The organism is Sporosarcina cascadiensis, from assembly GCF_009650995.1.
In the GTDB taxonomy this organism is placed as follows: Bacteria; Bacillota; Bacilli; order Bacillales_A; family Planococcaceae; genus Sporosarcina; species Sporosarcina cascadiensis.
Genome location: NZ_WHVV01000046.1, coordinates 1 through 475, shown reverse-complemented (window position 1 = coordinate 475; position 475 = coordinate 1). Strand labels below are relative to the sequence as shown.

The 475-nt window shown below is 45.3% G+C and carries 1 protein-coding gene; it reads left to right on the top strand.

The window, feature by feature from the left end; genetic code table 11:
- Positions 1-97: 97 nt before the first annotated feature.
- Positions 98-475: transposase (locus GDZ68_RS17955; protein ID WP_194841236.1), on the top strand; the 378-nt coding region annotated here is incomplete at its 3' end.

The window sequence follows — 475 nt, the reverse complement described above, 5'->3', positions numbered from 1 at the left end:
TGGGATTCTTTTGTTCACCTAAAAGATGAAAAAAGAATCCGTTTCTGGTAGGATGATTGCGACCAAACAAAACATCATCACAGAAAGGATTCTTCTGATGCCTACTTTAACGCAAAATACCCTACAATTCAACCGTTCCATTAAATTATCCAACGACGGAGGAGAACTATCTTCCGACACTGGCAACGTCATCTTCCGTGAATTTGACGATAAACTGGGGTTTTCTCAAACCATCGCAACTCATCTCCAACTCGTCGATGAACGCATATTTTGCGTCCATGAAAACCATGAACTGCTTCAACAGAAAATCTATCAGTTGATTGCCGGCTATCAGGAAGACGATGCGGCGGATCATTTGACGACCGATCCGGTTTTCACTCAGATCCTCGCCAAGCCTACGCTGGCTTCCCAGCCGTCTTTGTCCCGATTTTTTCACCGGTTTGATTCGGATGCGCTGGATCAGTTGCAGGCAGCA